Consider the following 17,680-nt stretch of genomic DNA (forward strand, 5'->3'; position numbering starts at 1 on the left):
TCGGCGGCCTTGTAAGCGTCCAGCTCTGCTTGGAAAGACCCTCCGACCCCCCCCCGCCAGGCAATGCTGCGTAGGCACTTTTCATGCGGTTATCAATGGACAATGACGGCACTCTTCGATGACGTCAATTGACACACACTGCGTCAATACGGGATGCTGTGTCTCAGCTGGGCTTGTTGTTCCGCTACAACTGAAATCAAGGGAGATCTCATGACGCCCATGCAACATCGACTCCGGTTCACCAGCTTGACCGCTCTCGGAGTGGCCACGTTGATTCTCGCAGGCGTTGTTCCCGCCAACGCGTCGACCTCATCAACACCATCGTTCTTCGGAGCGTCCGCGGCCAGCGCCGACGCCGTCACGTTGACCGATGAGCAGCGCATCGCCGTGCAAGCCACCATGTCCGAGGGCGGCATTGATGCCGCCACACAAGACACCCTTCTCGCGAAGCTGGCGAGCGGGGGCACTCTCGATGCCTCGAGCGGCGCAAGCCCGGTGAGCGAGGAGAGGGAAGACACTGGCGGGTCAGAGCGCACGACGAAGATCTACGCCGATGGCTCCCGCCAGTGGATTGATCTCCAGAAACCTACCGAAGCTACTGCGGCCGGGGCTGAGCGATCGGGACTCTCCGGCTGCTCTGCCTCTGCTGGATGGAACGTGAACTGCAAGCTGGAGATCCGAGACATCGTCAGCTTCGCTTCGTTCGTGATCGACTACCAGACGAGTTCTGCTGGCGCAGCGAAGGTGCGCGACATGCGCGAAAAGCGCTGCGGTAACACCGTCGGCAGTTGCACCGTAACCGGCGAGATCAAGCGCGCCACGCAGTCCGGTTCGGCACCCGCATGGGCCGAGCTCGCGTACTCGGCAAACGGAGGACCCGTCGTTGCGAACGGGTCAATCGGGATTCGAGTCACAGGAACCACCGTGGACGCTTACTGAGCTTCACGGCACGCGGGGCCGATCCTATTTATGCGCATCGGCTCCGTGCGCTGTCCCAATCACCACACGAAAGGTAGCCTCGAACTATGTTTGGCAACGACGTCGCGATCGGCATCCTCATCATGTACGTGGTGATCGCAGCAGCGGTCATCGTCGGTATCACGCTCCTGGTGCAGTACATCCAGCGCAGACGCACTCGACACAACCCAGACATGAAGTCCCAGGACCGCCTCTAACACCCATCACAGGCACCAAAAGAGGCAGCCCCGGCGCATCGCGACTGTCCAGGCGGACGAGATCATCGAGCTGCACGACCGGTACATGGGGCGACTCTTCAGCAAGGCCAAACGTACCCACTCGGAACACTTCGAGAGCTCCAGCAGCGCGATCAACGATGCGGTGAAGCTGTTCTCTCAGCTGGGGCGGGCGCTCTTGGACGCGAAAGAGACCGGCACGGACGTACTTGATGCTGTCGCGACAGTGATCACCTGGGACCAGATCGGACCCGGCGTAGTTCTCACCCAGGAGTGCCGTGACAAGCGCTGTTACTGACGAGCACCAACCCGCACCCCAATCAGTAAGACTGGACTCATGTTTCCCCGCGACGCGCGAATCTCGCTCTGGGCCACCCCGGCGCGCCGCACAATGACAATCGCGCTCAGCGCACTGATCGCCGTCGGATTCATCGCGCTCTGGGGACTCTGGACACCCGTAACAGCCTTGATTCTCGCGGTGCTTGCTGCCGTACTATTCGGGCTACTCGGTAAGCACTGGGCCACCCTCGACGCAATGGACGCCGAAGAGCAAGAACCGAAAGCGTAATAGCCACATCGATTGCGTGGTCGAACCCTTCGGGTCGACCACGCTCAGTTATACCGCACTGGGCTGCTGCGGTGATCTCGGACAGCGGAGTTGATGGTTTCTCTTACGCTGCCGTTGCCGGCTGGGTGTAACCGTAGTGCACGTCGTTGGGACGCTTGTAGCCGAGCGAGGAATGCCTCCTTCGCGAGTTGTAGAAGCCCTCGATGTAGCTGATGACGTCCCGCCGGGCCTGGGCCTTGGTGGCGTAGACGGTCCGGTAGACGCGCTCGTTCTTGACTGCGGAGAAGAACGACTCGGCCATCGCGTTGTCCCAGCAGACACCGGTTCCCGAGCTCCTTGAGGAGCTTGCGGTAGTCGGCCGAGGTGTAGACGGCGAGTTCAAGTGGTCGTTGCAACACCGGGTTGAGTAGTGCCCCATAAGGTGGTGTAGCCTGCGGTGGCCGGCTCGGTCTTGGACGTGAGCGCGGTCACCGTGTGACTCCTTCGAGAAGTCTCTAACCTCCACTCGAAAGGCATCATCACGATGACCGCTCCACATATTGTCGACCCTGCACACCTTCTTGGCGAAGCCCTGACCGACGCGTCTCCCGATCTGATGCGGTCGCTGCTGCAAACCATGATCAACGCGCTCCTCTCTGCCGACGCTGACGCGGTGATCGGCGCCGAGTGGGGCCAACCCACCCCGGGTCGCACCGTCCAACGCAACGGCTACCGGCACCGCGACCTCGATACCCGCGCCGGGACCATCGATGTCGCGATCCCGAAGCTGCGCTCTGGCACCTACTTCCCGGAGTGGCTCCTCGAGCGCCGCAAACGCGCCGAGACCGCCCTGATCACCGTCGTCGCGGACTGCTACCTCGCCGGCGTCTCCACACGCCGCATGGACAAACTCGTGAAGACCCTCGGGATTCACTCGTTGTCGAAGTCGCAAGTGTCCCGGATGGCTGCGGACCTCGACGAGCACGTTGACCAATTCCGACACCGCCCGCTCGGTGATGCCGGCCCATTCACGTTCGTCGCCGCCGACGCTCTCACCATGAAAGTCCGCGAAGGCGGACGCGTCATCAACGCCGTTGTTCTCGTCGCGACCGGGGTCAACGCCGATGGGCGCCGCGAGGTCCTGGGCCTGCGGGTGGCCACGTCGGAGACCGGGGCGGCGTGGAACACGTTCTTCGCCGACCTCGTCGCCCGCGGTCTGACCGGGGTTCGTCTGGTCACTTCCGACGCGCACCGCGGTCTGGTCGAGGCGATCGCCGCGAACTTCCCCGGCGCGGCCTGGCAACGCTGCCGCACCCACTACGCCGCGAACCTGATGTCGGTGACCCCGAAGAGTCTCTGGCCCGCGGTCAAGGCTATGCTGCACTCCGTTTACGACCAGCCCGACGCCGACGCCGTCCACGCCCAGTTCGACCGGCTGTTGGACTACGTCGACGGGAAACTGCCCGCAGCTCACGAACACCTCGACGCTGCCCGCGCCGACATCCTCGCGTTCACCGGGTTCCCCGAGGGGCTCTGGCAGCAGATCTGGTCGAACAACCCGAACGAGCGCCTGAATCGTGAAATCCGTCGCCGCACCGACTCCGTCGGCATCTTCCCCAATCGCGACGCGATCACCCGGCTCGTCGGCGCCGTCCTTGCCGAACAGACCGATGAATGGGCCGAGGGACGCCGCTACCTCGGACTCGACATCCTCGCCAAGAGCCGCCTCACCATCGTCCCCGACACCGGAACCGAGGTGCCCGAACCAGAACTCGCCCTCAGCGCCTAACCCAACGAATCGAAGGACACACGGCTACACCACTCCACGGGGCTTGACCCCGGGTTGTTGAAGCGAGCGTAGCTGCTCGTCGAATACCTCCGCGGGAGTGCGCCAGCCGAGGCTTTTGCGGGGCCGGTTGTTGAGGGCGAGAGCGACTGCTTCGAGGTCCTCGGCGGACCAGCGGGAGAGGTCGGTGCCTTTCGGGAAGTACTGACGCAGTAGCCCGTTGGTGTTCTCGTTCGTCGGCCGCTGCCAAGGCGAATGTGGGTCCGCGAAGAACACCTTCGTGCCAGTCTCCAGCGCGAATTGGGCGTGTCCGGAGAGCTCCTTGCCGCGGTCCCAGGTGAGCGTCTTGCGCAGTTGCTCGGGTGAGTATGTCAACCTGCCGGACTACCAGGAGGGCGGCTTCATTCACTACCACTGTCAAGGGTTCCTACGTGGTGTGAGAGAGAAAAATGCGGCTGGAAACGGGTGCGGATTTGTTTTGCGCGCATGTCTCACGGATGTATTGTTGAGACAACATGTCGCAGAAAATAGTTGCTCAGCGCTTCGTTCTGATTCGCCTTGCTCCGGAGCATCATGACGCGGTGCGAAGGATCCGGGAGATGGATGAGGTGCGTCCGTGGTGGCCTGTACCTGCGGAGTTCCCGAACGGTGCGGATGACTGGGACCAGTGGGTCATCGTCATTGACGGCGACGTTGTGGGGTATGCGCAGACGGGCGAGGAGGCTTGGCCGGACATTCGTCATGGTTCGATCGATTTGTTCCTTGATCCGAAGATTCATGGACAGGGAATCGGTTCGGCAGTGGTTTCCGCGCTGTCTGCTCATCTGTTTGAGTCTGAAGGGCATCACCGGATCGTGATTGAGCCTGCCAGGGAGAACCCAGCGGCGGTTGCCGCTTATGCCAAAGTTGGCTATCGCACGGTAGGTGTTCAGCACGAAGCCTGGCGTGATGAGACCGGAACCTGGCGAGACAACGTGCTGATGGAGCTCCTGTCTCGCGACCTCATCACGCTTGACTAAAGACTGATGTCGGCCCTTTCGGGCGCCATTTGCCACACAAGCGCGTGTGACGATCGACGTCCCGTCCGGATTTACCTTTCATGGTGTGGCGTTTGGGTATCGCGTTGATGTTTGGCATGGGCGAGGCGGTAGGAGTCGGTGCCGGTCTCGATGATGGTGCCGTTGAACGTGAGCCGGTCGACGATCGCGGCGCAGAGGCGCGGGTCGGTGAATGTCTTCGTCCAGCCGGAGAACGACTCGTTTGATGCGATCGCGACGGAGTTCTTCTCTTCGCGTTCGGTGAGGACTTGGAACAGGAGCTCGGCGCCGCGGCGGTCGAGTTCCATGTAGCCGAGTTCGTCGATCATGAGGAGGTCGACGCGGCCGTAGCGGGCGATGGTGCGGGCGAGTTGCTTCTCATCGGCGGCTTCGACGAGTTCGTTCACGAGCCGTGTGGCGAGGGTGTATTTCACTCGGAAGCCTTTCTCCGCGGCCGCCGTGCCGAGCCCGATCAGGAGGTGGGACTTGCCGGTGCCGGAGTCACCGATCAGGCAGAGGGGTTGGCCTTTGCGGATCCATTCGCCGGTCGCGAGCTGATTGATGGTCGCAGCATTGATGTTGGGGTTTGAGTCGTAGTCGAAGTCACCCAACCATTTGTCGCGCGGGAACCCCGCAGCGGAGACGCGGCGGACGGAGGAGCGCCGGTCGCGGTCATCGCATTCAGCCAGGAGCAGTTCGGCGAGGAAGCTTTGGTAGGAGAGCTGCTCCTTCTCGGCGACCTTCGTGGCCTCGTCAACGACGGCGCGGATCGTGGGCAGGCGTAACCGCCGGCAGGCTTGATCAACGGCCGCGTTCGCGGCTTGCTCGGTCAGTCCTCGGCGTCGCCGGAGGGTGGTGGTGATGCTGGTTGTGACGGGGCTCATGTGCCGGTCTCTTCCTTCTCAGGTGCTGCTGGTTGGAACGTGGGGACTCGTCGGGTGAGGAGTTCGTCATAGCCCGCGACCGACGGCAGCGGTCGCCGATCCGGCGGCAGGCCGCCGATCACCGCAGCGGGATCGGCGAGACGACGCTGTGTGAGGCTGACAACTCGCCGCTCGGCCTCTGGCGCATGTGCGACGAGATGACGGCTTGAATCAGGACCACTAGTTGCTGCGTGGCGACGCGCCTCAACAGCAACGACGTCCGCAGTGACTGCGCCGACGGTGAGGGCAGCGGTGATGTCTGCGATCACGTCTGCGGCCGTCATCGTGCGGTGCAGCAGTAGCACGTCGATCAGCTCCCGTGTCGCGGTCGCGTCGCCGTCGGTCTTGCGTGCTGCAGCCCAGAACGCTTCATGCTCGGCCGTGAACGTGCCGGCAGCTCGCGCTTGTGCCAGAGCTGTGGAGCCGGGCAGGGCGCCGGGTTTGCCGCGGAGGATCTCGAGGTAGTGGTCGAGGTTCACGCTCTGTCCGTGCATGGTCGCGACTCTGGGGTGGCGGGCGATCTCGGTGCGCCCGTCGAAGATGATCACCCCCGATGCCAGCAACGACACCCGGACCGGGCGGCCGATCATTCGCGCGGGAACGGAGTACTTCGCCATCCGGACCGTGATCAACGATGACCGGTCAACACGCGGCGTGAGCGAGAGCCCCGGATCGAACCGTTCAAACGGCAACGGGTTCAGGAGGGCCTGTTCGCCGGCGAAGTCTTGGCCGACGGTGCGGATTCGGTCAGCGATGCGTCGGGCGTCGTCCGCTTCGTCCCATTGCCGGATCCGATCGTTGAGTTCCGCCAACGAATCCGTGACTGGCATCGGCGAGAGCCGGTTGCGACGAAACCTCCCCACTTCGCCCTCGATGCCGCCCTTTTCATGGGCGCCCTCGATCCCCGGCTGGCAATAGAACGCGTCGAACCCGTAGTGAGAGCGGAATAACACCCACCGGTCGTTCTCTGTCCGTCTCCGTCCCTTGCCATAGATCACCGTCGTGACCGCAGCTGTCAGGTTGTCGTAGCGAATGTGGCGCGACGGGATCCCGCCGATCGTTTCGAACGCTTCGATGTGGCCCTCGAGGAACGCTTCCTGCCCTTGCGTGGAGTAGATCCGGTGGACGGCCTTGCCCGAGTGTGAGAGCCGGAACGCGAACATGTGACACTTCGTCTTCACCCCAGCCAGCACCACCCAGACCTCCCCGAAGTCGACCTCGGCCTCAGCGCCGGGCGCGTGCTCCTGCGGCACGAACACCTCCAGATGACGCCCGACCTGCGCATCAATCTCCGGCCGACGTCGACGCACGTAGTCTCGCACCGTCGAATACGACAACTCGACCGCCCCATGCTCATCCGCGAGCCGCGCCAGCACCCGCCGGGCAGTGTGGCGCTGCTTCCTCGGCGCCGTCGTGTCCTGCAACAACATCGCATCAATCGCAGGCTTGAACATCTCGAGCTTCGCCGCAACCCGGACCGGGACCTTCCGCGGCGACGGTTCAGCCTGCGCCAACGCCGTCCGAACCGTCTCCCGGGCAACACCATGCCGCCGCGACAGCTCTCTGATCGAGAGCTCCTCGACCCGCGCGTCACGCCTGATCCGTGCAAACAGTTCCATCCGCGACCCCATAGCTGCCCTTCACCGCCGGCATCAAACTCGCCAGATGATCCAACGGTGAGGTGGGCGCCGATCAAACCGTCACGATCACTCGGCAAGTCGCAAGATGGAAGTGAATCAAGCCGCCCTAGTGGTCTTGAATCAAGCTGCCATAGTCAAAGGCCATCGTTCAGATTGCGCAGGACGGAAAGGCAATCACGAAGGCTCAGAGTAAGGCGCTGCGGACCCCGTTGGAATTGACTCTTGGTGAAAAAGAAGGGGGGGGGGTGGCACCTAATCGGTGGGCCGTCTGCCGAGCTGATCCGCTCGAATCAGAAGCTCTCGCGTGGTCTCGGTTGCAACCACCTCCACGTTGACGTTGCATTCACCAAGAAATAACAATCAGGAAGGGGGTCCCATCATGGCTGTGAAGACCGTTTGGAATATCACTCACTCGTGCGGACACGAGTCGGAAAAGGATCTGTCAGCGAAGGCGGCAGGAGAGCGCGCCGGTTTCGCGGAGTGGCTTGGGGGTAAGCCATGTTTTGACTGCTTCCGCGCAACTAGCGCAGGAACAGATAACTCCGAGCTGCAGGCGGCTCGGGAACAGCTTGAGCAAGAGGCGAAAGCGGACGCTGAGCGTCTTGAGTTGCCCGAGCTGGCGGGGAGCGAGAAGCAGACCGCCTGGGGGTTCACGGTGCGCCACAAGCTCGTGAAGGCGGCGTATGAGGTGTGCGTGGAAGCCGGGGAGATGAGCGATGAAACCTTCGAGACGATGATCCTTTCCCCAGCGCGGCTTCTCGATAAGGCCGGTTGGTGGATCGACAACCGCGAGAGCGAACCCGCAGACCTCGCAGAGCTCGTGGCAGACGCCGGCGGTGACGAAGACGCCACGACAACCGAAAACCCCTATGCGTAGTACTGCAGAAATTGCTTCCGGAACAAGCTACGACACCGGATGGAACGAATGGGCATGGGCGGCAATGATTCTGCTCAGCGCGGCACTGCTGGTGTACCACTGGTACGCCGTGCGCCTCGTGGCAATGGGAGATATGTGGTACCACACTGCTGCACGAACCAGTTGGTTTATCGGGTTCGGGACCCTCGCGGGCGCGTCGTTGATCACCACGTACCTGCTTCCGGGTCTTATCATGCGTCATCTGCCGGTGCACGATCAAGTGTGGATCGTGATGCTGCTCGGGGTGCTCGCTGCGGCTGTGTTCGGGTTCTCCGGCAAAGCCCGATACGGCGCGGAGCGGTACTACCGATGGACGGTGTGCGGAAGCATCACACTGGGCCTAGTCGTTGGCGCGATCTCGGACGCGGCACAGCGTTACGAATCCGCCCCGGTCGGCGCAATCTCGTTCGGAGGCGTGGTGCTCATCGTCGCGTTGATTGCAGTGGGAGCGGCCAGCAAAAACCGATAGGACGGACACGACGCGGGCCCGAGCATCATGCTCGAGGCCTGACTATGTCAGCGTTAGACGGCCCCGCTGTGACGGCCGTATCTGGCCCCACTTCGGACTCGCCGGGGGTGTTGTGACGGTTTAGCGTGACCCCACCTCAGCGTGGTTCTCGTCTGGTTTGCTCCGTGACGGGAATAGCAACACGTCCTAGGTTGTCAAGCCCCGGGTTTGGTAGAGGCTCGGTTAGACCCGTTCCATCACGGTGATGGTGGGCAGTTGCGTGTAGAAGTTGTTCTCGGCTTCGACGGGTGGGATGTGTCCGATCTCGCCGTGGAGTCGGCGGTGGTTGTACCAGTCGATGTATTCCGCGACCGCGATCTCGAGCTCGTCGATCCCCTTCCACGGGCCGAGGTTGCGGATCAGTTCGGCCTTGAATAGAGAGTTCAGCGCCTCGGCCATCGCGTTGTCGTAGCTGTCGCCCTTGGACCCAACCGAGGCGACTGCTTCTGCCTCAGCGAGGCGGTCGGTGTAGCGCACGGCACGATATTGGACTCCGCGATCCGAGTGGTGGACAAGTTGTGACAGGTCCCGGCCGGCACGCTGCCGCGTCCAGATGCCCATCTCGAGAGCATCGAGGGCAAGCTCGGTGTGCATGGTTGTGGAGAGCTGCCAGCCCACGATCCGGCGGGAGAACACGTCCAATACGAACGCGGCATACACCCAGCCGGAGAACGTCCGAATGTAGGTGATGTCCGCAACCCAGAGGCAGTCCGGTGCCGGTGCGGTGAACCGTCGGTCAACGAGGTCCCCCGGACGATCCGTGAATGGCCCAGGGATCGTCGTGCGTGGCCCCTTGGCCCGCGAGATCCCGCGGAGACCCTCCCGACGCATGAGCCGCTCGATCGTGCACCTGGCCACCCGGTGGCCGTCGCGACGCAGCTGCGCATGGACCTTCCGGACGCCATAGACGCCATAGTTCGCTTGGTGCACGGCACGGACCTTCACCACGGTGTCCTCGTCACTGACGGACCGCTGCGAGGGCGGCCGAGACCGCGCGGCATAGTACGTCTGCGGGGCAATCGGCAGTTCCCTGCAGATCGGCTCGACCCCGAACTCTTCCTTGTGTTCATCGATGTAGGCGATCATCTGCTGTGTGGGCGGTCGAGCTCCGCCGCGAAGAAAGCCGACGCGCTCCGCAAAATCGCGTTCGCCCGCCGCAACTCCCTCACCTCACGCTCCACCTCGACCAGGCGAACCGCAGTATCAGTGGACGTCCCCGAACGCAGACCCCCATCGACCTCGGCGCGCTGGACCCAGCCACGCAACGTGTCCGACGGGACACCAAGCTGCCGGCCGATCCTGGTACACACACCACGGCGGCCCCCATCCGCATCACGCGCCTCGAACACAAGGCGCACTGCACGCTCTCTCAATTCCGCCGGGTACTTCCTCAAAGCTGGCATACTCCTCATCCTTTCAGGACGATCAGAGTCTCCATCAAACCAAGGGCAAGACAGGTGTCAAGTGATCGGTCTTGCACGACACGCCGTGGTCCCCCGAAGCGCGGACAGACGCTCGAGCGGTTGACTGGTTGACTGAAACCCTGAAAATGCGCCAACGGGGAAAGGTTGGCCTAACTAATAGGAGGAATTTTGACTAACCGCAACAAGCGTCCACTACTTCGACCGGTGCGATCTGCACTCAGAACCCCGCTCATCGGGCTGAGCTGTATCGCACTGGCGGGGACTCTCATGGGAGCGTCTGCAGTGCCGGTCGACACCGGTACGGACGCGATCGATCAGGTAGCTCCAGAGGTTTATGATGACGTCGCGCGAACGGTCGACTCCTCCTCACCGGACGCCATCGCCGAATCACTCGCGAACAATGTCTCTCTCGTCGTACCGACAAGCGGGAGCGAGCCAGTGGAACTTTCAGATGCACGATCGGGATTGAATCTCAACGTCACGCTTCCGACAGACATCCACGGAGCTGTGGCACAAGACGGCGAGAACGGCACCATCGAGTACGTCGGCGAGACAACTACCGCCACGGTCGTGCCCAAGAACGATGGTTCAGTGCAATTCGTGACCACGATTGCTGATGCATCTGCACCGATCGAGTACAAGTACACGTTCGACCTCCCGGAGGGTGCTCAGATCGTGCTCCCAGACGGGGACACTGCCCCGGTCATTCTGGACGCATCAGGTGGTTTCCTCGCCGGAATTGCCCCTGCTTGGGCTCGAGACGCCAACGGCGTGGACGTCCCGACGCGTTATGTGCTCGACGGGAGTGCAGTCACCCAGGTCGTCGAGCACGATGCGCCAGGAGTTGCCTATCCAGTTGTGGCAGACCCGTGGCTGGGCATCCCCCTCATCCAGGCATGGGGTTGGACCTCCGAGGGTGGCGGATGGCGGATGAATTCCACGCCCACCCCGTGGTCGAGGTCGCAGAACGCCGTCACCGCGTCCACCTACTGGATGGCAATCGGGTACGCAGGCTGGGATGAACTGGCCAATATGCAGAATACAACTCAACGCGCTCGAATGAACGTCTCCATGCAGCAGCAGCACGTGTGCCACCAGGGGTTTGCTTCCGCTGATCCGGAGTGGAACGTGGAGGGGTACAAGGCTGCCAGAGGTGACATCGGAGGGTGGATTTCCACACATTGCAACTGACTGAGAACGAGACCGGAGGTACGACTGTGAACATGAGAGCACTACTGATTGTCGCGATCATTCTCGGGGCCGTAGCCGGAGTCCTGCTCGCACTCGGCGCCGTCCAGAGCTTCTGGGCAGGCCAAGTCGCAGACGATCTGCCGTACAGCACAACGCCCACTGGTATTGCGGAACTTGCGGCGATCCAGGGTCGCGCCGCAGTCTTCATCGTGCTCGGCGGGATCATCGGCCTTGGTTCAGGGGCTGGATTCGTGTGGCGTTATGAGGCGAAGAGAACGCGTCCGCTGAAATAGATCCACGTGTCGCCATGGCTACCCGTCGAAGTTTGCATTCTGCGGGGAGTCTTCGCGTTATGAACCAAGCGGAACCCTCCTCGAGAACTACCGCGACTGGAAGTGAGGTTGACCCCGTTTCCCGGACAGGTGGTTGTTTGGTCAGGCTGCCAGTGTGAGCTGGCGGCGTTCGTACTCTAACGGGCTGAGGTAGCCGATGCCGGAATGGCGCCTTCGGGCGTTGTACCAGCCGTCGATCCAGGTGTAAGCGGCGCGGCGGGCGTCGTTGATCGTGGCGAACACGTGCCGGTGGTAGTACTCGTTCTTGAACACTGACCAGAACGATTCAGCTGCCGCGTTGTCCCAACACACCCCGGTGCGGCCCATCGATCTGAGCACCCCGAGCTCGGCTGCAGCAGCCGCCAAGTTGAGCGCTGGTGTATTGCGTGCCTCTGTCAGCGTGGAACACGACTTCGCGGGGCAGGTGGCCGCGGAGAGCGACCGCTTGACGGAGCGCGTCCTCGACGAGATCGGCATGCAGGCTATCGCCGACGGTGCGCCCCAGGACCCGGCGGGTGTGACCGTCTCTAACGACGCAGAGGTAGGCCCATCCCTCACCGGTGTGCAGGTAGGTGATGTCGGAGAACCATGCGAGGTCCCGGTCGCCCTGGTCGAACTGCCGCTCGATGAGGTCGGGGACGGGGAATGGGTCCGCGCCGCGGATCGTGGTCGACGGATGCCAGGTGCGTGGGCTGATCCCCGTGATCCCGCCAGCACGCATGAGCTTCGCGACCGTCTTCCGTGACACCATCACCCCAGCCTCCTGCAGGTCGACGTGGATTCGCGGGGCCCCGTACGTCCCGCCGGACGCGGCATGGAACCCACGGATCTGCCCGGTCAGCTTGACTGTCCGCTGCTGCCGCGGCGAGGGGCCGGCGGCCTGCCGGGCACGCCACTCGTAGAATCGGCGCCGGTCCACCCCGAGTAGCTGACACATCCGGGTGATCTGTCTTGCCCTTGGTTTGATGGAGACTCTGATCGTCCTGAAAGGATGAGGAGTATGCCAGCTTTGAGGAAGTACCCGGCGGAATTGAGAGAGCGTGCAGTGCGCCTTGTGTTCGAGGCGCGTGATGCGGATGGGGGCCGCCGTGGTGTGTGTACCAGGATCGGCCGGCAGCTTGGTGTCCCGTCGGACACGTTGCGTGGCTGGGTCCAGCGCGCCGAGGTCGATGGGGGTCTGCGTTCGGGGACGTCCACTGATACTGCGGTTCGCCTGGTCGAGGTGGAGCGTGAGGTGAGGGAGTTGCGGCGGGCGAACGCGATTTTGCGGAGCGCGTCGGTTTTCTTCGCGGCGGAGCTCGACCGCCCACACAGCAGATGATCGCCTACATCGATGAACACAAGGAAGAGTTCGGGGTCGAGCCGATCTGCAGGGAACTGCCGATTGCCCCGCAGACGTACTATGCCGCGCGGTCTCGGCCGCCCTCGCAGCGGTCCGTCAGTGACGAGGACACCGTGGTGAAGGTCCGTGCCGTGCACCAAGCGAACTATGGCGTCTATGGCGTCCGGAAGGTCCATGCGCAGCTGCGTCGCGATGGCCACCGGGTGGCCAGGTGCACGATCGAGCGGCTCATGCGTCGGGAGGGTCTCCGCGGGATCTCGCGGGCCAAGGGGCCACGCACGACGATCCCTGGGCCATTCACGGATCGTCCGGGGGACCTCGTTGACCGACGGTTCACCGCACCTGCACCGGACTGCCTCTGGGTTGCGGACATCACCTACATTCGGACGTTCTCCGGCTGGGTGTATGCCGCGTTCGTATTGGACGTGTTCTCCCGCCGGATCGTGGGCTGGCAGCTCTCCACAACCATGCACACCGAGCTTGCCCTCGATGCTCTCGAGATGGGCGTCTGGACGCGGCAGCGTGCCGGCCGGGACCTGTCACAACTTGTCCACCACTCGGATCGTGGAGTCCAATATCGTGCCGTGCGCTACACCGACCGCCTCGCTGAGGCAGAAGCAGTCGCCTCGGTTGGGTCCAAGGGCGACAGCTACGACAACGCGATGGCCGAGGCGCTGAACTCTCTATTCAAGGCCGAACTGATCCGCAACCTCGGCCCGTGGAAGGGGATCGACGAGCTCGAGATCGCGGTCGCGGAATACATCGACTGGTACAACCACCGCCGGCTCCACGGCGAGATCGGACACATCCCACCCGTCGAAGCCGAGAACAACTTCTACACGCAACTACCCACCATCACCGTGATGGAACGGGTCTAACCGAGCCTCTACCAAACCCGGGGCTTGACACAACGGTCCGTCCCGTATCGATCACCAACCGCGCCGCCTCACGGCGATACTCCGGCGTATACGTCTTCCTCTTGCTCGTGCCCATCACGGACATCCTCCCCGACAGGCCCACGAACACGCGAAACCCGCCTGGTCAGTGTCCGGAAATCGGGGTCAACCTCACTCTGCAGACCGCCTTGACAAAGGGGTTGCAGCACTCAAGTGGGAATCAGCTGACGAGCTTGCGGCCGACCAGGTACTCGTGGACAGCTTCGCGCACAATCGCACTCTGCTTCTTGCCGCTTCGCTTCACGAATGCATCCAGCGCCTCGTAGTCAGCCGCGGGAATCGCGCCGCGCACGACCGGCGAGGCACCGTTCTGTTCCGCACCCACGCGCGGGCGGCCAGGCCGACGCATCGCAGACGCGAGAGCCTCCTCTGATCCATACTCACGGAGCATGAAGTCGCGACCAAACTGCGCCGCAGCAGCGCCCGTGCGAACCTCTAGCGGCGCTTCTAGCGGCACGGCCGGATCAGTCAGCCTCGCCTCGAGGGCGTCATAATCGATCTTTTCTCGATCAGTCATTGGGGTGCTCCTCTCGATACCGTCGATACTTCGGTCCCAGTTCCATTGCGTGGAAGATCACAGCCTGCTCGCCCGTCTCCGGGAACTCGTGCACCAGAATCTCCACCTCACGCACCGTCTGGGGGTGCGCGTAACCAATGAACAAAACGATTCGACCACGCGCGGGAGCCTCGTCGCTCAAGACAGCGATGTAGTTGGGGTGGAGCAAAACGTGGATCTGGTCCGCTCGCAGCACACCGTGCTTATCCGTAGAGTCTCGCCAAACCGGTGCCATAAATCAAGGCTAACATAAACCGCCATAATAACCTAGCCGATTCCGTGTGTCGAAAACCTATGTCTTTACAAGACACCACGCCGGCGGCCATGGCCGACAACCGGCGCTGTGAGTCGCCAAGATAAGTGGCCGACTTCTCACGCTGGTTAGGGCGTGTTGCTAATCCCGCTGGTGAGCCAGTGGAGGGTTGCGGCGAGGCAGAGGGCGGCGTGGTAGTTGCGGGCGAGTTTGTCTGAGCGCATCGCGATCCCGCGCCATTGCTTGAGCTTGCCGAAGCAACGCTCGACGACGTTGCGGCCGCGATAGCGCGCCTTCTGATCGTCGCCGAAATCGATCGGGCGGCCACGCTTCTTCCGGCGATGCGCAATCTGATCGTCGCGTTCCGGGATGGTCGCAGCGATCCCGCGTTCACGCAGCCAGGCCCGGTTCGATCTGGACGGGTAGCCCTTGTCGGCCATCACCCGATCCGGTCGGGTCCGCGGGCGCCCGGCGGCACCACGGACGCGGATCTCGGCGAGAGTTGCCTGCATCCAGCTGGTGTCAGCGGACTGGCCGGGCGTGAGGAGGAACGCCAACGCGCGGCCCTTCCCGTCGCAGACCAGGTGGTTCTTCGTCGTCAACCCGCCGCGGGACCGGCCGATCGCGTGATCACGCGGCTCCGCCCCGAATCTCTTGTAATTCTGTTGAGCCCCCTGTGACCCTGGGCAATGTCGCGCCGTGCTGGTGGACCCGGACGATCGTGGAGTCGATCGACGCCACCCAATCGAGATCACCGGCCTGCTGCGCGAGGGACTGCACCTGCTCCAGCACACGCGCCCAGACCCCGGCATCGGACCACCGGTTGAAGTTCTTATAGATCGTGTTCCAGTTCCCGAACCGCTCTGGCACGTCCCGCCACGGAGCGCCGGTGCGGAACCGCCACGCCGTCGCCTCGACCACGACACGTCTATCCACCGGCGGCCGACCAGTGCCCTTCACCGTCGGGAACAACGGGCCGATCACGGCCCACACCTCATCAGAAATCACATCACGCGACACAACCCAAGACTCGACTATCAGCCACCAGAATGCATTTAACAACACGCCCTAATTGAGGCAAGCTGACGCAAAAATGTATAGTGTGACCCAATTCCGTTAGGCTGCACACCACGCAGCCCAGGAAGATCCTGCAACTCATTGAGGAGTTATACATGGAACCCACATCACAGATCGAAGCTCGACCCATCACCTGGTCGCCCCGCAGTGCCGCTCGTGTACTTGCGTCACTCGCCGTCGCTGCGGCTCTGGTGCTTGTCAGCTCTACCCCCGCATCAGCAACGGGGGCCGGCACCACGAGCGGTCTCCCTGCGGAGCAGCGGCAGGAAGTCGCCGAAACCGAGATCGCCTTCGCCTCCCTCGACCGGTCGAGCAACACATTCGACTTTCAGGCGGCGGTCAACGCCGGCGTGAGCACCGGTGCTGCGGAACGCTTCGCCTATGGCGTACTCCTGGCAGGCGGCGACATCGTCAACAGCGCAGTTCCCATCACCCTTCCAGATGACCTCGCAGAAATTGCTCCACAACTCAAAGCCTGCGCCGGCACCAACACAGTATCCACCGAGTGGTATGGACACCGCGTGCAGATGGACTCGTGTATCACGACGCGTGTCATCACGATCATTGGCGGCAGCGGTGGCATTGCAGGCGCTGCAGCCTACCTCTCCGCCGCGTTCCCCCCGGTCGCAGCCGTTGCCGGCATCGTTGCGGCAGCAATGGCAATCGTCGGAGGCGGACTGGCCATCTGTGGCTCCAACGGACACGGCCTGGTCATGTACCAGGTGTGGACCGGTCAGCCCTGGTGCACAGGCCCATGAAGTCTCTCATCCAGCGGCGGGGCCATTTGAGCGTCGGGCTCTTCATCCTCGGACTGACTGCACTGGCCGTTTGCCTGACGCTGCTCGCCCTCGGCCTAACCGGACAAGCAGAATGGTGGATGGGATCCCCCTTCACGCCCTATCTCAGCTTGCTCCCTCTGATCATCATCGCACTCGCGGTTGTGACCGATCGCGCCCGCCGACAACGATAAAGAAGCAAACTGGATCGTTAAACTACTCGCCAGGAGCCAGATACTGTACCCCGCTGTCCACGCGGAAAACCCCGCACGGACAGCGGGGTTCGGGACTACTGCACGGCTAGGACGTGTTGCTAATCCCGCTGGTGAGCCAGTGGAGGGTCGCGGCGAGGCAGAGGGCGGCGTGGTAGTTGCGGGCGAGTTTGTCTGAGCGCATCGCGATGCCACGCCATTGCTTCAACTTGCCGAAGCAGCGCTCGACGACGTTGCGGCCGCGATAGCGAGCTTTCTGATCGTCGCCGAAGTCGATCGGGCGGCCACGCTTCTTCCGGCGATGCGCGATCTGGTCATCACGTTCAGGGATCGTTGCAGCGATCCCGCGTTCACGTAGCCAGGTCCGGTTTGCCTTCGATGGGTAGCCCTTGTCTGCCATCACCCGGTCCGGTCGGGTGCGCGGCCGACCTGCCGATCCCGGAACGCGGATCTCTGCGAGTGTCGCCTGCATCAACGAGGTATCGGCGAATTGCCCGGGGGTGAGCAGGAACGCCAACGCGCGGTCTTTCCCATCGCAGACCAGGTGGTTCTTGGTCGTCAGACCACCACGAGAGCGGCCGATCGCGTGGTCAGGCGGCTCCGCGCCGAACTTCTTGAAATTCTGCAGAGCCCCCCGTGACCCGCGGGAGGGTCGCGCCGTGCTGATGGACGCGGACGATCGTGGAGTCGATCGAGGTCACCCAGTCGAGGTCTCCGGACTGCTGTGCGAGGGACTGGACCTTCTCGAGCACGCGCGCCCAGACGCCAGCGTCGGACCAGCGGTTGAAGTTCTTGTAGATCGTGTTCCAGTTCCCGAACCGCTCCGGCATGTCCCGCCACGGCGCGCCCGTCCGGAACCGCCACGCTGTCGCTTCCACGACCAGACGCCGATCAACGGGCGGCCGACCGGTCAGCTTCGCCGCTGGGAACAACGGACCGATCACGGCCCAGGCCTCATCAGAAATCACATCACGTGTCACAACTCAAGACTCGCCCACCGACCCCCGAACC

At 63.0% G+C, this 17,680-nt stretch carries 22 protein-coding genes, 2 pseudogenes and 2 other annotated features; of the genes and pseudogenes, 12 read left to right on the top strand and 12 right to left on the bottom strand.

The features are described 5' to 3' along the window. The first annotated feature begins 210 nt into the window (after positions 1 to 210). The 4 genes from ABMA10_RS04030 to ABMA10_RS04045 all read left to right on the top strand — a co-directional run bounded on the left by ABMA10_RS04030 (position 211) and on the right by ABMA10_RS04045 (position 1,761). Positions 211 to 939 carry a hypothetical protein gene (locus tag ABMA10_RS04030; RefSeq protein ID WP_431031226.1) on the top strand — a complete coding sequence of 243 codons (729 nt, stop codon included), beginning with the start codon at positions 211 to 213 and terminating at the stop codon, positions 937 to 939. A gap of 86 nt (positions 940 to 1,025) precedes the next feature. Next, complete coding sequence (locus ABMA10_RS04035; protein WP_431031227.1) at positions 1,026 to 1,175, top strand: hypothetical protein; 150 nt, start codon at positions 1,026 to 1,028, stop codon at positions 1,173 to 1,175. An 85-nt stretch (positions 1,176 to 1,260) separates the two neighbouring features. Beyond that, positions 1,261 to 1,491, top strand: a complete 231-nt coding sequence (locus ABMA10_RS04040; protein ID WP_431031228.1) for a hypothetical protein — start codon at positions 1,261 to 1,263, stop codon at positions 1,489 to 1,491. Between the two features lie 39 nt (positions 1,492 to 1,530). Next, positions 1,531 to 1,761, top strand: coding sequence for a hypothetical protein (locus tag ABMA10_RS04045; RefSeq protein ID WP_431031229.1), 231 nt, complete (start codon positions 1,531 to 1,533; stop codon positions 1,759 to 1,761). A 103-nt stretch (positions 1,762 to 1,864) separates the two neighbouring features. Here ABMA10_RS04045 and ABMA10_RS04050 read toward each other — a convergent pair. After that, positions 1,865 to 2,113: pseudogene (locus ABMA10_RS04050) on the bottom strand (integrase core domain-containing protein); the annotation flags it as partial. Positions 2,114 to 2,284: 171 nt separating this feature from the next. On the opposite strand from ABMA10_RS04050, the gene ABMA10_RS04055 reads away from it, so the two are divergent. Then, positions 2,285 to 3,529 (top strand): IS256 family transposase, encoded by a 1,245-nt coding sequence (locus ABMA10_RS04055; protein ID WP_431030682.1) that lies wholly within the window; start codon positions 2,285 to 2,287, stop codon positions 3,527 to 3,529. Between the two features lie 24 nt (positions 3,530 to 3,553). Here ABMA10_RS04055 and ABMA10_RS04060 read toward each other — a convergent pair. Then, positions 3,554 to 3,901 (bottom strand): annotated as a pseudogene (locus tag ABMA10_RS04060) (IS30 family transposase); the annotation flags it as partial. A gap of 140 nt (positions 3,902 to 4,041) precedes the next feature. On the opposite strand from ABMA10_RS04060, the gene ABMA10_RS04065 reads away from it, so the two are divergent. Continuing rightward, on the top strand, positions 4,042 to 4,545 hold the full coding sequence (locus ABMA10_RS04065) for a GNAT family N-acetyltransferase (protein WP_431031230.1): 504 nt from the start codon (positions 4,042 to 4,044) through the stop codon (positions 4,543 to 4,545). A gap of 71 nt (positions 4,546 to 4,616) precedes the next feature. Here the strand turns inward: ABMA10_RS04065 and istB are convergent, their stop codons facing one another. Together istB and istA are read right to left on the bottom strand one after the other, a co-directional pair. After that, positions 4,617 to 5,447, bottom strand: a complete 831-nt coding sequence (istB, locus tag ABMA10_RS04070; RefSeq protein WP_431031231.1) for an IS21-like element helper ATPase IstB — start codon at positions 5,445 to 5,447, stop codon at positions 4,617 to 4,619. Further along, positions 5,444 to 7,117 (bottom strand): IS21 family transposase, encoded by a 1,674-nt coding sequence (gene istA / locus ABMA10_RS04075; RefSeq protein WP_431031232.1) that lies wholly within the window; start codon positions 7,115 to 7,117, stop codon positions 5,444 to 5,446. Before istA ends, istB begins: the two co-directional genes overlap by 4 nt. A gap of 388 nt (positions 7,118 to 7,505) precedes the next feature. On the opposite strand from istA, the gene ABMA10_RS04080 reads away from it, so the two are divergent. Both ABMA10_RS04080 and ABMA10_RS04085 read left to right on the top strand, forming a co-directional pair. Next, on the top strand, positions 7,506 to 8,003 hold the full coding sequence (locus tag ABMA10_RS04080; RefSeq protein WP_431031233.1) for a hypothetical protein: 498 nt from the start codon (positions 7,506 to 7,508) through the stop codon (positions 8,001 to 8,003). Beyond that, the gene (locus ABMA10_RS04085; protein WP_431031234.1) at positions 7,996 to 8,511 is read left to right on the top strand and encodes a hypothetical protein; all 516 of its coding nucleotides are present in this window, start codon (positions 7,996 to 7,998) and stop codon (positions 8,509 to 8,511) included. Before ABMA10_RS04080 ends, ABMA10_RS04085 begins: the two co-directional genes overlap by 8 nt. A 222-nt stretch (positions 8,512 to 8,733) precedes the next feature. Here the strand turns inward: ABMA10_RS04085 and ABMA10_RS04090 are convergent. Then, positions 8,734 to 9,953, bottom strand: a protein-coding gene (locus tag ABMA10_RS04090) for an IS3 family transposase (protein ID WP_431030710.1) whose coding sequence is annotated in 2 segments (ribosomal slippage) — positions 8,734 to 9,674 and positions 9,674 to 9,953 — 1,221 coding nt in all. Because the reading frame shifts where the segments join, the coding sequence is not laid out codon by codon here. After that, positions 9,562 to 9,675, bottom strand: a sequence feature (AL1L pseudoknot). Its footprint overlaps the gene before it by 114 nt. Positions 9,954 to 10,256: 303 nt before the next feature. Here ABMA10_RS04090 and ABMA10_RS04095 point away from each other — a divergent pair. Continuing rightward, positions 10,257 to 11,165, top strand: coding sequence for a DUF2599 domain-containing protein (locus ABMA10_RS04095; RefSeq protein ID WP_431031235.1), 909 nt, complete (start codon positions 10,257 to 10,259; stop codon positions 11,163 to 11,165). 32 nt (positions 11,166 to 11,197) lie between these two features. After that, a complete protein-coding gene (locus ABMA10_RS04100; protein WP_431031236.1) occupies positions 11,198 to 11,458 on the top strand; it encodes a hypothetical protein in 261 nt (86 codons plus the stop codon). A 141-nt stretch (positions 11,459 to 11,599) separates the two neighbouring features. Here ABMA10_RS04100 and ABMA10_RS04105 read toward each other — a convergent pair whose 3' ends face one another. Both ABMA10_RS04105 and ABMA10_RS04110 read right to left on the bottom strand, forming a co-directional pair. After that, positions 11,600 to 11,824, bottom strand: coding sequence for an integrase core domain-containing protein (locus ABMA10_RS04105; RefSeq protein WP_431031237.1), 225 nt, complete (start codon positions 11,822 to 11,824; stop codon positions 11,600 to 11,602). Further along, positions 11,784 to 12,434 carry an IS3 family transposase gene (locus ABMA10_RS04110; protein WP_431031238.1) on the bottom strand — a complete coding sequence of 217 codons (651 nt, stop codon included), beginning with the start codon at positions 12,432 to 12,434 and terminating at the stop codon, positions 11,784 to 11,786. The genes ABMA10_RS04105 and ABMA10_RS04110 overlap by 41 nt, the downstream gene beginning before the upstream one ends. Before the next feature lie 63 nt (positions 12,435 to 12,497). Between ABMA10_RS04110 and ABMA10_RS04115 the strand changes: the two genes are divergently transcribed. After that, positions 12,498 to 13,717, top strand: a protein-coding gene (locus ABMA10_RS04115; RefSeq protein WP_431031001.1) for an IS3 family transposase whose coding sequence is annotated in 2 segments (ribosomal slippage) — positions 12,498 to 12,777 and positions 12,777 to 13,717 — 1,221 coding nt in all. Because the reading frame shifts where the segments join, the coding sequence is not laid out codon by codon here. Continuing rightward, positions 12,776 to 12,889: a sequence feature (AL1L pseudoknot), on the top strand. (Overlaps the previous gene by 114 nt.) A gap of 238 nt (positions 13,718 to 13,955) precedes the next feature. Here the strand turns inward: ABMA10_RS04115 and ABMA10_RS04120 are convergent. The 3 genes from ABMA10_RS04120 to ABMA10_RS04130 all read right to left on the bottom strand — a co-directional run bounded on the left by ABMA10_RS04120 (position 13,956) and on the right by ABMA10_RS04130 (position 15,669). Continuing rightward, entirely contained in the window at positions 13,956 to 14,312 is a 357-nt protein-coding gene (locus ABMA10_RS04120; RefSeq protein ID WP_431031239.1) for a ribbon-helix-helix protein, CopG family, read from the bottom strand. A 420-nt stretch (positions 14,313 to 14,732) separates the two neighbouring features. Continuing rightward, positions 14,733 to 15,350 carry an IS5 family transposase gene (locus ABMA10_RS04125; RefSeq protein WP_431031514.1) on the bottom strand — a complete coding sequence of 206 codons (618 nt, stop codon included), beginning with the start codon at positions 15,348 to 15,350 and terminating at the stop codon, positions 14,733 to 14,735. Next, the gene (locus tag ABMA10_RS04130) at positions 15,235 to 15,669 is read right to left on the bottom strand and encodes an IS5 family transposase (RefSeq protein WP_431031240.1); all 435 of its coding nucleotides are present in this window, start codon (positions 15,667 to 15,669) and stop codon (positions 15,235 to 15,237) included. The genes ABMA10_RS04125 and ABMA10_RS04130 overlap by 116 nt, the downstream gene beginning before the upstream one ends. A 107-nt stretch (positions 15,670 to 15,776) precedes the next feature. On the opposite strand from ABMA10_RS04130, the gene ABMA10_RS04135 reads away from it, so the two are divergent. Then, positions 15,777 to 16,439, top strand: a complete 663-nt coding sequence (locus ABMA10_RS04135) for a hypothetical protein (RefSeq protein ID WP_431031026.1) — start codon at positions 15,777 to 15,779, stop codon at positions 16,437 to 16,439. A gap of 318 nt (positions 16,440 to 16,757) precedes the next feature. Here ABMA10_RS04135 and ABMA10_RS04140 read toward each other — a convergent pair whose 3' ends face one another. Both ABMA10_RS04140 and ABMA10_RS04145 read right to left on the bottom strand, forming a co-directional pair. Next, positions 16,758 to 17,336: an IS5 family transposase gene (locus tag ABMA10_RS04140; RefSeq protein WP_431031515.1), complete on the bottom strand. Its 579-nt coding sequence runs from the start codon at positions 17,334 to 17,336 to the stop codon at positions 16,758 to 16,760. Continuing rightward, positions 17,260 to 17,637 (bottom strand): IS5 family transposase, encoded by a 378-nt coding sequence (locus ABMA10_RS04145; protein WP_431031241.1) that lies wholly within the window; start codon positions 17,635 to 17,637, stop codon positions 17,260 to 17,262. The genes ABMA10_RS04140 and ABMA10_RS04145 overlap by 77 nt, the downstream gene beginning before the upstream one ends. Positions 17,638 to 17,680: the final 43 nt, after the last annotated feature.

The sequence above is a fragment of the Plantibacter sp. RU18 genome, from assembly GCF_050613355.1.
In the GTDB taxonomy this organism is placed as follows: Bacteria; Actinomycetota; Actinomycetes; order Actinomycetales; family Microbacteriaceae; genus Plantibacter.

Excerpts from the sequence above, each read along its gene's own strand:
- ABMA10_RS04105 (WP_431031237.1), bottom strand. The coding sequence starts at position 11,824 with ATGGGCCGCACCGGGGTGTGTTGGGACAACGCGGCAGCTGAATCGTTC.
- ABMA10_RS04065 (WP_431031230.1), top strand. The coding sequence starts at position 4,042 with ATGTCGCAGAAAATAGTTGCTCAGCGCTTCGTTCTGATTCGCCTTGCT.
- ABMA10_RS04110 (WP_431031238.1), bottom strand. The coding sequence starts at position 12,434 with ATGTGTCAGCTACTCGGGGTGGACCGGCGCCGATTCTACGAGTGGCGT.
- ABMA10_RS04085 (WP_431031234.1), top strand. The coding sequence starts at position 7,996 with ATGCGTAGTACTGCAGAAATTGCTTCCGGAACAAGCTACGACACCGGA.
- ABMA10_RS04030 (WP_431031226.1), top strand. The coding sequence starts at position 211 with ATGACGCCCATGCAACATCGACTCCGGTTCACCAGCTTGACCGCTCTC.
- istB (WP_431031231.1), bottom strand. The coding sequence starts at position 5,447 with ATGAGCCCCGTCACAACCAGCATCACCACCACCCTCCGGCGACGCCGA.
- ABMA10_RS04120 (WP_431031239.1), bottom strand. The coding sequence starts at position 14,312 with ATGACTGATCGAGAAAAGATCGATTATGACGCCCTCGAGGCGAGGCTG.
- ABMA10_RS04040 (WP_431031228.1), top strand. The coding sequence starts at position 1,261 with ATGGGGCGACTCTTCAGCAAGGCCAAACGTACCCACTCGGAACACTTC.
- istA (WP_431031232.1), bottom strand. The coding sequence starts at position 7,117 with ATGGGGTCGCGGATGGAACTGTTTGCACGGATCAGGCGTGACGCGCGG.
- ABMA10_RS04100 (WP_431031236.1), top strand. The coding sequence starts at position 11,198 with ATGAGAGCACTACTGATTGTCGCGATCATTCTCGGGGCCGTAGCCGGA.
- ABMA10_RS04035 (WP_431031227.1), top strand. The coding sequence starts at position 1,026 with ATGTTTGGCAACGACGTCGCGATCGGCATCCTCATCATGTACGTGGTG.
- ABMA10_RS04080 (WP_431031233.1), top strand. The coding sequence starts at position 7,506 with ATGGCTGTGAAGACCGTTTGGAATATCACTCACTCGTGCGGACACGAG.
- ABMA10_RS04055 (WP_431030682.1), top strand. The coding sequence starts at position 2,285 with ATGACCGCTCCACATATTGTCGACCCTGCACACCTTCTTGGCGAAGCC.
- ABMA10_RS04045 (WP_431031229.1), top strand. The coding sequence starts at position 1,531 with ATGTTTCCCCGCGACGCGCGAATCTCGCTCTGGGCCACCCCGGCGCGC.
- ABMA10_RS04135 (WP_431031026.1), top strand. The coding sequence starts at position 15,777 with ATGGAACCCACATCACAGATCGAAGCTCGACCCATCACCTGGTCGCCC.